The following is a 12394-nucleotide window of genomic DNA, read 5'->3' as shown; positions in this document are numbered from 1 at the left end:
TATGACTATCAAAGAACAACAGGACGAACTTATATCAGACTTCTCCTTTATGGAGAACTGGATGGATAAATACGAGCATATTATTCAACTGGGCAAGGAACTGCCGCTGATAGACGAAAAATATAAAACGCCTGATCACCTGATCAAAGGTTGTCAGTCGCAGGTATGGCTGCATACGGAAATGCAGGACGGTAAACTGGTCTTTACAGCAGACAGTGACGCCGTGATTACCAAAGGACTGGTTAGTCTGATGGTAACCGTATTTTCCGGTCACACGCCTAAAGAGATCGCAGAATCTGAAATATTCTTTATAGACGCTATCGGTTTGAGTAATCATCTCTCCCCTACCCGTTCTAACGGACTACTGAGTATGCTCAAACAGATTAAGTTATATGCAGTTGCCTACGAGGCAAAATCTCAATCACAAAAAAACGGCACAGAACTATGAGCGAAAATACAATGACCTTACGCGATAGGATTGAAGAGGTACTGCGCACAGTATATGACCCGGAAATTCCGGTGAATATATTAGAGCTGGGTCTTGTCTATGAAATCAGAATAGGCGAGAATAACCGCATCGGCATCACGATGACACTGACTGCTCCGGGTTGTCCTGTGGCAGGCGATATCATCCGTGAGGTAGACGAAAAAGTAAGAGATATAGACGGCGTATCCGATGTAGATGTAACACTCACTTTTGATCCACCATGGAACAAAGAAATGATGAGTGAAGAAGCCAGATTAGAACTGGGCTTCATGTAGAACAACCACCCTCAGTATAAGCGGGCCGTGTCAGATAAATGATACAGCCCGCTTTTTATTTATATGCGGCAGTAAGTGTTTATCTAAGCAACATACGTTGCTATTACCTACCCCTGACATCTGCCATTCCGGATGCTTATTAAGGTGAACAATTCTCGCCGGGATCTATTCATATGATTCTTCTAAAGAACGAGAAGTTACCGGTTTATCATACAGCAGTTATGGCATGATGAATGAAGCAGCAGCGTCTAAAATATTACTCCTTACGTTTCACGTTAAAGATTGTCGCGCATCTTTACCAGATAAGAAGAATCTGGACATATGTCCGTACGCCGGATACTTATCAAAGTATATAGCTTCCAAAGCAACTGGTTAATGGCTCCAATTAGCAACAGGGTGTGGAAGTCTTTTCTATTGTAACAGTCTTCAATAAAAATCCTGACATGCAGATTATACGATCTGCCCAAAGCAAACTACCATACACTCCCGATGATTACTTCTCCGCACCCCCCCTGTCCCTTATTACTACAGTTAATTATCATCATTTTTCTGGTAACATATTTGTTATGAACCAACCTATAGATAAGATTGTTATAAGGTTCCATACCTTTGTCATCTTATTTATCTTATAAAACGCTTTTATGTTAGAACAATTAACGCAACTGATCCAGCAAAGTGGTCTGCAATCTGTCATCAACAATCCGGAAGTGCCTAATGAGCACAATGATGGCGTGATCGCAGAGGCGCAGAACACGATCCTCTCCACCTTCAGCCAACTGCAAGCCAACGGCGAAACACAACAGGTAAATGAGGCACTGGAATCAGCTGATCATCCGGTAACACAGAATATCCAGCAGAACTTCGCCGGCAATATCATGGAGAAATTCGGTATTAATGGTTCTACTGCCGCCAGTATCGCTGCAGTACTGATTCCAACAGTATTGAATGCTATGAAAGGTGGTCAGCAGGGCGGCGGCGCTGGTAACGGCTTTAATATCCAGGACATTCTGTCTTCCCTGGGTGGTGGTAATCTGGCGGGTGGCCTCGGCAACCTCGGCGGCGGCAACATCCAGAATACCATCAACAACATCGGTGGCAAATTCGGTCTTGATAAAGACGGCGACGGTGATGTTGACCTCAACGATCTGACTAAAATGTTCAGATAAACATACTCCCCGAAAATTTTTAACCATTCCAATCTATAATTATGAGAAACAAACAATTGAGCATTGCGTTCCTTTGCCTGGCACTGGCTTTCATGGTAGCTTGTAAAGGCAAACCTTCCGATACGCAGATCCAGGCTAAAGTAACTGAACAACTCAGTGGTATGCCTGAAGTTACGGCTGACGTAAAAGAAGGTGTTGTAACCCTGGCGGGTAATGTACCTGACGATGCAGCCAGAACTGCTGTAGAAACTAAAGTAGCGGCAGTAGAAGGTGTTAAAAGCATTACGAATAACATCATGGTTACTCCTCCTGCTCCACCGGCACCTGTTGTGGATACAACCGCTGCACCAGTAAATGCTGCTGATGACGCACTTCGTACAGGGGTAACTGATATCACCAAAGACTTCCCTGGCGTGGATGTAAAAGTAGACGCCGGCGTTGTGACGGTTACCGGTGAATTGTCTGCTGCCAAATGGAAAACGCTGAAACAGGCGCTTGATGGTCTGCATCCGAAGAAAGTAGATGCTTCTGGTCTGAAAGTAAAATAACCTTCTAAATTCATTGTTTTATGTCATTACAGGACAAATACAAAGAACTGATAGATACTGCCAGATCATCCGGCACTGACAATCTTCAGGTGAATGAAACGGATGGCGTACTGCATATCAGTGGCGAAGCGCCGAGTGGTGCAGTAAAGGACAATCTCTGGAATATTTATGGGAAGATTGATCCGAATTTTCTTACAGGTGATGTCGTAATGGATATCAAAGTAGCAACCGCGGTGGAAGGTGCGAAGCTGGAAGTCGTGACGCAATCGTCTAATCTGAATGTGCGGAAAGGCCCGGGAACGGATCAGCCGATTATCGGGAAAGCCGGGCATAAAGAGATTGTGTCATTGGTGAGTAAGCATAGTGATCAATGGTGGTTGATCAGAACGAAAGACGGCGAGGAAGGATATGCGCATGCGCAGTATCTGCGGCCGGTTGAGTAGTTGGTCATTTTTATCTTTTTAGCCGGATGGTGTTGAGCCGTCCGGCTTTTTTTATTGATTCGCGGTAATTGTTGAGTTTATTAATTGGGGGGGTGATGTTGCTTATTGGGGTTGCGGGTGGGTGGTTGCATATAGGTTTTGTATATGGCTGTTGCGGGTGGGTGTTGTATATGCAGAGGTATTGTATATGACTGTTGCGGGCAGGTGTTGCGTGCGGTTTCAGCAGGGATCCCGGACTGACGTTCTTTGAAGTTATCGCTATGGGGCGTGGTCGGTCGTGTTGAGCGTTGGGAATGGATGATTCTTCGGACAACGTGTTGGCATACTTCAAGAGCTAAGGCCCGGGATCTCCTCCTGAAACCTGCCGCTGAACATGTCTTACTGGGGGCTTAATGGGGGCTTTATCAATGTGCTGCGTATATATCCTTACACCTTGCTATTCCTGCTCTGTTCATTCTCTAACTATCTGCAATTCCTTTATTACTTTATTCTTTTATTCATTTGCTATTCATTCTTTATCACCTTTATTCATCTGTAATTCTTTACTCCTTCTCGTCCATTCTATATTATCTTATTCCGCTGCAAATCCGTTGTTTGCTAGTATTCTGCCCTATTCTACATATTTGTCTATTATCCGTTGTTTTCTTATGTTTTTACATGGTTCACCCGATTTGTCTCCTATTCCCTTATTCACGTGCTATTCATTCTCTTCCGTCTACACTTCACTACCTACCTTTGTTTACGTCTGTTCCGGCTTCGTTCACGCCGTTCCTTCTCCTACTCCTGTATTCACATTTGCTACTTTACCTCTATCTCTTTATTTCACTACTTACCCTTTATATCCGTCTATTTCTACTTCGTTTATGCCGTTCGTCTTCTATTGCTGTATTCACTTGTTATTCATTCTCTTTCCTCACCATTCCACTGTCAATCCTCTATTCCCTCCTACCTCTTCTCCCATTCCTTCCTCTTAATTCAACACAGTTCCCATTTGCAGATCCTTTACTTCCAGCTCTTCCGGAGTAAACGTCTCCTGATAGGTACGATCTCCAACCTTATAATACACAATAACATTAAAGTCCTCCTGTTTTAGCAGATTAACTTTTGTTCCGGGAATGACCAGACCGGAATAACGGCGTTCGACGGTCTTCTTTCCTTCTACATTAAAGCCGGGTTGAAGCGGGTTACCTTCGAATTTGATCATAAATTTCGTCAGACTGAATCTTCCTGAGATAGCGATATCAGTGACCGCTTTTGTAGCGGCGGAATTGTTGTAAAATTTGAGGTTAATTTCCGCCCTGGCAATTGTATAGCCCGTGCGGATGATGGAATAGCGGGTGTCATATCCATACAGGATCAGTCGTTTTTCCTGTAGTCTGACTTTGCCCCGGAGTTTAAAGAAACGGCCAAAATAAATGGTGAATATGCGTACCAGCAAAGCGCCGGCAGCGAATCCGGTGAGGCCCCAAATTAAGTTTTCTGTATCGCAATCCATGGTTTTTCAGCTATTGATTAATATGATTAAATATTACAATGGTTGTTGTCGTTAATGCCTGATTACGGATAGCACATGGGGTCAGCTGTAATGGCTGTTAGCACCTTGATGCTATTTTCTGCTATCTGTAATCAGGTCATTAATGTGTCCCAGGGTTAATTGGTAGTACTAAAGTAACAACTTATTTTGCTTCTTTGAGCATATAGCTATTACCTTGTTTTGTCAGTTTATATTTGATTGTACGTTTACCACCGGTAGGTTTACTGTCGATATCTGTGTCACCATACAAGGGATAGGTACGTACAACATATTTTTGCTGAATGTAGAACGAATCGCGTCCTCTATAGCCTTTCTGATCAACATTATCTATATCTCCGGAGAAGATACGTACACCCTTATTATTAATATAAGTAACACCATACACACTGCCGGTTCGTTCTGTTCCTTCGGCAGCAGTGAACAGATATATTTCCGGATTTTTATCGTTATCAAGATCGTCTATGGCTGTCTGCTGCAAAATACCCTTTACGTCATGAATGGTAGTACTGTCAGCTTTCAGCGAATCAATCTTTGTGTCTGTATCAGCGATCGTGATCGTACGTCCGCTGCCATCTCCTTTAGAAACGATCGCATACTTATAATGCTTAAATCGGAGCGTCGTCGACACAGCATCATTTCCCCCTTTGGTTACATTGGAACTTTCCTCTCCAGGAGCCGGTGCACTTCCTGCATTAGCAGTACCTCCGCTGGCATTCTCACTGGAATTACTGGAGGCAGCCTGAGTTGCATCTTCCTGGGAACTGGATGAATCAGACATCTCCTGTTTACTTTTCAAAGGGGAATTACAGGCAATACCACAAATCAGTAGAAAATAAATAATGGGTTTCATACATTCACTTTTATTTTTTAATCTATTTTAATTTCTAATGTATCTCATAATGTGTATGTTATAAACGAAAACAAGGAACATGCCTGAACAAGAGAGCACAACCATAATTTTATGTGTATCTTGCTATCATGTCTTTGCTACCGTACTTACTGGTCCCCCTGTTATCCGCTTTTCTCCGTCCCTACACTTCGGCATTATTTACTTATCTGTTTACAATCGCACTGTTGCTCTTCTATCCACAGATCTATTTTTTTGTGGAAGAAAAGCTGCATCCCAGACCAATTGAGGAAGCATTTGCCGGCAGGTGTGGCATGATAGAGTTTTCTTTCATCTTTAGCCATTGGCTCGTTTTTATGCCGGCAGCACTCCTGCTCCAGGTAATTTTTAACAAACTTTTTAAACGCTGGAAAGCCACAAAAGAAGCATCCGAAACGATTAACAAATAATAAATTTTTACCGTTCGTCAAATCCGCATTTGGATTAAGCGCGCTTCATTTTTATATTTGTGCTACCAACTGAGAGCGAATTATTATTCATGATCAACACGAACAGGTATATTATGCGCAGGTTTTTACTGTACTTCCTGCTGTTCTGTGGCCTTATGACAGGCCACTCAGCCGTAGTACATGCAAAATCGCCCTTTAAGCAGAAAAGTCTCTGCTTCGAGCGCCTGTTTGATCATGAGAAAATAGAAATCCGCTGTATCGACAGCGAAGACCTCGGTATCGAAGAACCTGAAGACGTACCTGTTTTCCTGCGCGTCACCAAGGTACCTCGTAAGAAAAGATATTATCTCAATAGTCCTTCCCAGTCTTCTTCAAGTTATACGACCCGCTTCACCCAACTGGAGCATAACCTGGAGTTCTATATACCTGTACAACAAAATAAGACCGGCGTCTATCAGCAACAAAGTGCGTTTCTGCCGGCTTATTATAGTTTCCTGTCCAGGTATACCCCCTTCTGATCTGAATAGTTTTACCTATTTCTCTCCGTCACCCGTTTTTTACAAATAACATGCAGCTGTCAACAGCTGACAATCATCCTTTGCTTGTCGGCTGATGCTGTATGTATTTCAACATGACGGACCACACACAGTGGTCCTGTAAAACTATTCACTCCTATCATGCGAACGTCCAGGAACATATATATATTAGCTATCAGCGCTGCCCTTGGTGGTTGTATCACTAAAGGTGAGAACGTGAACAATGAATCAACATTAAATACCTACCCGGTCCTACAACTGTCACTCTGTGATACCGTTCTTCACAAAAATTACGTGGCAGATATCGAAGCCGTACGTAATGTGGAAATACGTGCCCGTGTTAACGGCTTCCTGAACAAGATTTATGTGGACGAAGGGCAACATGTTCAACAGGGGCAGTTGCTCTTCTCCCTCAACGATGAGGAATATCGCTCCGAACTGGCAAAAGCCAAAGCAGCACTCAGCAGCGCCATCGCAGAAGCAAAAGGCGCACAGCTTGAAGTAGATCGTGTGCAGCTGCTGGTCGAGAAAAAGGTCATCGCTAAAAGTGAACTGGAAGTAGCCAAAGCAAGACTGGCTGCTGGCAATGCCCGCATCGATGAAGCCCGTTCCTCTGAAGCCAATGCAGCCACAAGATTGTCCTATACTGTTATCCGCGCTCCTTTTGACGGATATATAGACAGGATCCCATCAAAATCCGGTAGCCTGATCGGAGAAGGTGAACTACTGACCTCCGTTTCTGATATCAAAGAAGTATACGCTTATTTCAATGTTTCTGAAACAGAATACCTGCAACACAGTCGTGCGAACAAAGGAAAAGAACATCCTATAGTACACCTCGTACTGGCAGACGGTAGTGATTATCCCTACACCGGTAAGGTAGAAACAATTGAAAGCGAATTCGAAGAAACAACCGGCTCCATCGCTTTCAGAGCCAGATTCCCCAACCCACAGTACTTACTGAAACACGGCGCCAGCGGAAAGGTACAGCTGAGCAATGCTATGAGCGATGCCATGCTCCTGCCGCAAAAAGCCGTATTTGAAATGCAGGACAAAAACTATGTATTCATCCTGGATAAATCTAACCAGGTAAAAATGAAAAACTTCGTACCAGGCGCACGACTGGCCAACTGTTACATCGTACAGTCAGGTCTCAATGCAGGCGACAAAGTTGTCTACGAAGGCGTACGCAACCTGCGCGATGGTATGAAGATCAATCCTGCTGCCATCACACTCGACAGCATTAAAGCACTGTAAAAACAGCTGCTACACCAGGCAACATATATCCGGTATCCTACAGGTACCGGTATGTGGCAGGCCAACGTATTTTCTGCTGACAACTGCTTTGCGGATACCGGGCTTTTCAGTCCGGCGTTATTTTTCATTTTTTATTACATCGTTTTATGTTCGATACTTTTATCAAACGACCAGTATTGTCGCTCGTGATCTCCCTGATCATCGTCCTGCTTGGATTGCTGGCGTTATTTACATTACCTGTTACACAATTCCCGGATATCGTTCCTCCATCCGTAACGGTGACCGCCAAATATACCGGCGCCAATGCCGAAGTATGCGCCAAAGCCGTTGCTACACCACTGGAACGCGCCATCAATGGTGTGCCGGGTATGACCTATATGTCTTCTGTTTCCAGTAATAACGGTATCACCCTTATACAGGTCTTCTTCAATGTAGGTACTGACCCCGATCAGGCGGCAGTAAACGTACAGAACCGCGTAGCGACCATCATCGATGAATTGCCGGAAGAAGTGATCAAGGCGGGTGTGACCACCGAAAAAGAGGTCAATAGTATGCTGCTCTACCTCAACGTAATGAGTGAAGACAGTACGCTCAACGAACAGTTCATCTACAACTTCGCTGATATCAACGTCTTACAGGAACTGAAAAGGATTGATGGTGTTGGTTTTGCGGAGATCATGGGTGCAAAGGAATATGCGATGCGCGTATGGCTTAAACCTGACCGTATGCTGGCCTATAATCTCTCCGCGGATGAAGTGATCAGTGGTATCCGTAAACAGAACATTGAAGCAGCGCCTGGTAAAACAGGTGAAAGTGCCGATAATGATCCACAAGTATTACAATACGTACTCCGCTATACCGGTAAATTCTTTGACCCTGCACAATACGAAAATATCATCCTCAGAGCAAATCCGGATGGTTCCGTATTAAAACTGAAAGATGTGGCGGACGTCACTTTCGGCGCCCTCAGCTACGGCATGGTATCTAAAACAGATGGTAAGCCCTCTGCCTCTATCATGCTGAAACAACGTCCCGGCTCCAACGCACAGGAAGTTATTGCCAATGTGAAAACACGGATGGCTGAATTAAAGGTCAGCACCTTCCCGCCGGGTATGAGCTATAACTTCAACTATGATGTATCCCGTTTCCTGGACGCTTCAATTCATGAAGTACTACGAACATTGATAGAGGCATTTATCCTGGTGTTTATCGTTGTATATCTCTTCCTGCAGGACTTCCGGTCTACACTGATCCCGGCGCTGGCTGTGCCTGTAGCACTGATCGGTACCCTGTGTTTTATGCAGATGCTGGGCTTCTCCATCAACCTGCTGACACTGTTCGCACTGGTGCTCGCCATCGGGATAGTCGTCGATAATGCCATCGTGGTGGTAGAAGCAGTGCACGTCAAGATGCAGGAAACCCATCTGCCACCATTGGAAGCTACGCTCGCCGCCATGAGAGAGATCAGTGGAGCACTGGTAGCAATCACGCTGGTCATGTCTGCTGTATTTGTACCTGTGGCATTCCTTTCTGGTCCGGTAGGTGTGTTCTACCGCCAGTTCTCGCTCACACTCGCTATTGCGATTGTGATATCAGGTATCAATGCCGTTACGCTGACACCCGCACTGTGTGCTATTATGCTGCGTCACAACCACGATGCGGGTAAGAAGAAAAGTTTGCTGCAACGCTTCTTTGATAAATTCAACTTCGGATATAATAAAACAGAACGCAGCTATTCAAAACTGGTCGGTTACATCGCCGGCAGAAAGATGATCACGTTTGTACTGATGATCGTCTTCTTTATAGCTACCTGGGGCGCAAGCGCTATTCTGCCGGGCGGTTTCATTCCTTCGGAAGACCAGGGTATGATCTACGTAAACGTAACCACACCTGCCGGCGCCACCGTGGCCCGTACAGAAGCAGTACTCGATCAGGTGCAACAAATCGCTGCACGTCTGCCGGAAGGAGAATCTGTGTCTACCCTGGCGGGATTCAGTCTGGTGAATGATGTTGCTGGTGCTTCTTACGGTATGGGTATGATCAACCTGAAGCCCTGGGAAGAGCGTAAACGCTCCGTGAAAGAGATCATTGCTGCACTGGAAAAAGAAACCAGGAATATAGGTGATGCCAGTATTGAATTCTTCCCGCCTCCCACGGTACCGGGTTTTGGTAACTCAAGTGGTTTCGAACTGCGTGTACTTGACCGTAGCGGTAGTGGCGATCTGAGACAAACGGCGGATGTGACCAATAAGTTTATCGCCGAACTGAAGAAACGTAAAGAAATCGGTAGTGCATTTACCAGCTTTGACCCCGATTTCCCGCAATATATGATTCATGTGGATCAGGCGATGGCCGCCAAGAAAGGCGTAAGTGTAGAAAATGCCATGTCCACCCTGCAAACCTTGCTGGGTAGTTTTTACGCCTCCAACTTCATCCGTTTCGGACAAATGTATAAAGTCATGGTACAAGCCTCTCCGCGTTATCGTACGAAACCGGAAGATGTGATGCACCTCTATGTAAAGAATGATACGGGGGAAATGGTGCCGTTCTCCAACTTTATCCGCATGGAAAGAGTGTACGGTCCGGAACAGCTGACCCGTTACAATATGTACACCGCGGCCATGATCAACGGTGACGCGGCACCGGGCTTTAGTAGTGGCGATGCCATCAAGGCGATTGAAGAAGTAGCCGCAAAATCACTTCCACGTGGCTTTGCCTTTGAATGGAGTGGTATGACAAGAGAACAGATCTTATCGGGTAATCAGGCGGTTTATGTCTTTGCCTTGTGTCTGTTATTCGTATACCTGTTGCTGGCTGCACAGTATGAAAGTTTCCTCTTACCGTTACCGGTGATACTTTCCCTGCCGGCAGGTATATTCGGCGCCTTTATCACCCTGAAAATGGCCGGACTGGAAAACAACATCTATGCACAGGTGGCATTAGTCATGCTGATCGGATTGTTGGGTAAGAATGCCATCCTGATCGTGGAGTTTGCCATCCTGCGTACCAAACAGGGACTCTCTGTGCTGGAAGCTGCCAAAGAAGGGGCCGTATCACGTCTGCGCCCGATCCTGATGACCTCCTTTGCATTCATTGCCGGTCTGATCCCTTTATGTATCGCAAGTGGTGCAGGTGCGATGGGCAACCGTTCTATCGGTACGGCTGCAGCGGGTGGTATGTTGATCGGAACGGTGTTCGGCGTACTGATCATCCCGGGCTTATATGTTTTATTCGCTTCTATTGGCAGTAAAAAGAAGACCAGGCCACAGACACCAAAACATGCGGTAGGCGCATTAACAGTGTTACTGATCGCAGGTCTGCTGACCGGTTGTTATACGCCATCCAAGGTGATCTTCCCTGATGCACCTCAGGCACCACAGGCGTTCAGCAATCCGGTGAACGACAGCAACAAAGTGGCGACCGCCGATAGCAGCAGTATCGCTACTATATCTTACAAGCAGTTCTTCACCGATTCCCTGCTGCAACAATTACTCGATACCGCCTTGCGTAATAATACCGACATGCTGATAGCGACACAGCGGATGGAAACGGCCCGTGCTCAGCTGATGGCAGCCCGTCGTGCCTGGACGCCGGAAGTAAATGCAGTAGTAAGTGCTGGTGTGGATCGCTGGGGAGATTACACACTGAACGGCGTAGGTAACTACGATACGAACCTCTCACCCAATATTGACGATAAACAAAGAATACCCGGACCTACACCTGATTACTTTGTAGGATTGCGTAGTTCCTGGGAAATAGACCTCTGGGGAAAAATGCGAAGCCGTAAAAAGGCGGCCATGCTGCGGTTCATGTCCAGCGAACAGGGACGCCAGCTGATAAGCACACAATTGATCTCGCAGGTGGCCGGCATGTACTATCAGCTCATGGTACTGGATTACGAGCAGCAGGTGATATTGCGGAATATTGCTTTACAGGAGTCTGCACTGGCGACAGTACAGATACAGCAGGAAGCAGGCCGGGCCACTTTACTCGCGGTACAACAATTCAATGCGCAATTGCTCAATACCCGCAGCATGTCACTGGGACTCCGGCAACAGACCCTGGAACTGGAGAATCAGCTCAATGCCCTGCTGGGCCGTTTCCCGCAAAGCATCAAACGCGATTCTGCACTGCTGACAATGCCACTACCACCGTTTGCCCGAACGGGTGTTCCGGCAGGTATGCTGGCACTCCGGCCAGACATCCGACAGGCGGCATTGGAACTGGAAGCCGCCAAAGCAGACATTCATGCGGCGAAAGCATCTTTCCTGCCATCACTGAATATCACGCCTTACCTGGGCCTGAATTCATTTAACGCGGGCACACTGTTCAACACGCCTGCTTCTGTAGCCTATGGAGTACTGGGTGGTTTATCAGCGCCATTGCTGAACAGACAACAACTGCGTTCGCAGTATAATATCACGACAGCTGCTGGTATGACTGCCTTTTATGACTACAGACAGCGGGTGATCAATGGCTACCAGGAAGTGATATCAGCATTGGGTAAGATACAGAACGGACAGGAAGCCTATACGCTGAAGGAAGCAGAGGTAGAAATGCTGAAGAACGGTGTTTCCACAGCTAATGTCCTATACGCCACAGGTTATGCTAATTACCTGGAGGTGATCACTGCACAAAAAAGTGTACTGGAAGCTGAACTCGCATTGGCCGGTAATAAAAAAGAATTATTGTTGGGGACCATCACCCTATATAGGGCGCTGGGCGGAGGAAGACAATAAAAACCAGGGATTTATATGATAATACCTAAATACGGAAGCGCGGATGTACGAATATCGAAAGCAGATATTCGTACATTCGCGCTTCCGCATTTAGGAAGATAGTACCGGGGCGG

At 46.0% G+C, this 12394-nt stretch carries 11 protein-coding genes; 9 read left to right on the top strand and 2 right to left on the bottom strand.

The genetic code is table 11. The features are described 5' to 3' along the window. Position 1 precedes the first annotated feature (1 nt). From CPIN_RS16625 to CPIN_RS16605, 5 genes are all read left to right on the top strand, one after another. Complete coding sequence (locus CPIN_RS16625) at positions 2-448, top strand: SufE family protein (protein WP_012790994.1); 447 nt, start codon at positions 2-4, stop codon at positions 446-448. Beyond that, a complete protein-coding gene (locus CPIN_RS16620) occupies positions 445-762 on the top strand; it encodes an iron-sulfur cluster assembly protein (protein ID WP_012790993.1) in 318 nt (105 codons plus the stop codon). The genes CPIN_RS16625 and CPIN_RS16620 overlap by 4 nt, the downstream gene beginning before the upstream one ends. A 641-nt stretch (positions 763-1403) precedes the next feature. Then, entirely contained in the window at positions 1404-1928 is a 525-nt protein-coding gene (locus tag CPIN_RS16615; protein WP_012790991.1) for a hypothetical protein, read from the top strand. 41 nt (positions 1929-1969) lie between these two features. After that, a complete protein-coding gene (locus CPIN_RS16610; protein WP_012790990.1) occupies positions 1970-2476 on the top strand; it encodes a BON domain-containing protein in 507 nt (168 codons plus the stop codon). Positions 2477-2496: 20 nt separating this feature from the next. Further along, entirely contained in the window at positions 2497-2919 is a 423-nt protein-coding gene (locus tag CPIN_RS16605) for an SH3 domain-containing protein (protein ID WP_012790989.1), read from the top strand. Between the two features lie 970 nt (positions 2920-3889). On the opposite strand, the gene CPIN_RS16600 is transcribed toward CPIN_RS16605, so the two are convergent. Both CPIN_RS16600 and CPIN_RS16595 read right to left on the bottom strand, forming a co-directional pair. Next, complete coding sequence (locus CPIN_RS16600; RefSeq protein ID WP_012790987.1) at positions 3890-4414, bottom strand: hypothetical protein; 525 nt, start codon at positions 4412-4414, stop codon at positions 3890-3892. A gap of 181 nt (positions 4415-4595) precedes the next feature. Next, on the bottom strand, positions 4596-5303 hold the full coding sequence (locus tag CPIN_RS16595; RefSeq protein ID WP_012790986.1) for a hypothetical protein: 708 nt from the start codon (positions 5301-5303) through the stop codon (positions 4596-4598). A gap of 128 nt (positions 5304-5431) precedes the next feature. Between CPIN_RS16595 and CPIN_RS16590 the strand changes: the two genes are divergently transcribed. From CPIN_RS16590 to CPIN_RS16575, 4 genes are all read left to right on the top strand, one after another. Then, a complete protein-coding gene (locus tag CPIN_RS16590) occupies positions 5432-5749 on the top strand; it encodes a hypothetical protein (RefSeq protein WP_012790985.1) in 318 nt (105 codons plus the stop codon). A 113-nt stretch (positions 5750-5862) separates the two neighbouring features. Then, positions 5863-6267 carry a hypothetical protein gene (locus CPIN_RS16585; protein WP_148230581.1) on the top strand — a complete coding sequence of 135 codons (405 nt, stop codon included), beginning with the start codon at positions 5863-5865 and terminating at the stop codon, positions 6265-6267. Positions 6268-6426: 159 nt separating this feature from the next. Further along, a complete protein-coding gene (locus tag CPIN_RS16580; RefSeq protein ID WP_012790983.1) occupies positions 6427-7542 on the top strand; it encodes an efflux RND transporter periplasmic adaptor subunit in 1116 nt (371 codons plus the stop codon). Between the two features lie 146 nt (positions 7543-7688). After that, positions 7689-12281 carry an efflux RND transporter permease subunit gene (locus CPIN_RS16575; protein ID WP_012790982.1) on the top strand — a complete coding sequence of 1531 codons (4593 nt, stop codon included), beginning with the start codon at positions 7689-7691 and terminating at the stop codon, positions 12279-12281. Positions 12282-12394: the final 113 nt, after the last annotated feature.

This window comes from Chitinophaga pinensis DSM 2588 (assembly GCF_000024005.1).
Classification (GTDB): domain Bacteria; phylum Bacteroidota; class Bacteroidia; order Chitinophagales; family Chitinophagaceae; genus Chitinophaga; species Chitinophaga pinensis.
This window is presented reverse-complemented; position numbering and strand designations above follow the sequence as displayed.

Excerpts from the sequence above, each read along its gene's own strand:
- CPIN_RS16575 (WP_012790982.1), top strand. The coding sequence starts at position 7,689 with ATGTTCGATACTTTTATCAAACGACCAGTATTGTCGCTCGTGATCTCC.
- CPIN_RS16610 (WP_012790990.1), top strand. The coding sequence starts at position 1,970 with ATGAGAAACAAACAATTGAGCATTGCGTTCCTTTGCCTGGCACTGGCT.
- CPIN_RS16580 (WP_012790983.1), top strand. The coding sequence starts at position 6,427 with ATGCGAACGTCCAGGAACATATATATATTAGCTATCAGCGCTGCCCTT.
- CPIN_RS16585 (WP_148230581.1), top strand. The coding sequence starts at position 5,863 with ATGCGCAGGTTTTTACTGTACTTCCTGCTGTTCTGTGGCCTTATGACA.
- CPIN_RS16590 (WP_012790985.1), top strand. The coding sequence starts at position 5,432 with ATGTCTTTGCTACCGTACTTACTGGTCCCCCTGTTATCCGCTTTTCTC.
- CPIN_RS16615 (WP_012790991.1), top strand. The coding sequence starts at position 1,404 with ATGTTAGAACAATTAACGCAACTGATCCAGCAAAGTGGTCTGCAATCT.
- CPIN_RS16595 (WP_012790986.1), bottom strand. The coding sequence starts at position 5,303 with ATGAAACCCATTATTTATTTTCTACTGATTTGTGGTATTGCCTGTAAT.
- CPIN_RS16605 (WP_012790989.1), top strand. The coding sequence starts at position 2,497 with ATGTCATTACAGGACAAATACAAAGAACTGATAGATACTGCCAGATCA.
- CPIN_RS16620 (WP_012790993.1), top strand. The coding sequence starts at position 445 with ATGAGCGAAAATACAATGACCTTACGCGATAGGATTGAAGAGGTACTG.
- CPIN_RS16625 (WP_012790994.1), top strand. The coding sequence starts at position 2 with ATGACTATCAAAGAACAACAGGACGAACTTATATCAGACTTCTCCTTT.
- CPIN_RS16600 (WP_012790987.1), bottom strand. The coding sequence starts at position 4,414 with ATGGATTGCGATACAGAAAACTTAATTTGGGGCCTCACCGGATTCGCT.